Genomic DNA, 269 nt, shown 5'->3' with positions numbered 1-269 from the left:
TCAAAGTCTTGATTGAAGGCGAAGTAGAACTCGGCGACAACGTCGAAATCGGTGCCAAATGCTTGATCAAAAACGCCAAAATCGGTGCCAACACCAAAATTGCCCCATTCTCTCATTTTGAAGGTTGCGAAGTCGGCGAAAACAACCAAATCGGCCCATACGCCCGTTTGCGTCCGCAAGCCAAACTGGCCGACAACGTACACATCGGCAACTTCGTCGAAGTCAAAAACGCCACCATCGGCAACGGCACCAAAGCCAACCATCTCACC

Annotated in this window: 1 pseudogene; it reads left to right on the top strand. The window is 50.9% G+C overall.

Annotated elements, in window-relative coordinates:
- Positions 1 to 269, top strand: a pseudogene (gene glmU / locus ACTHS3_RS17925) (bifunctional UDP-N-acetylglucosamine diphosphorylase/glucosamine-1-phosphate N-acetyltransferase GlmU); the annotation flags it as partial.

It is taken from the genome of Neisseria sp. P0009.S007, from assembly GCF_051962515.1.
Note: the sequence above shows the minus strand (reverse complement) of the source record. Positions and strands in the feature narration are given on the sequence as shown.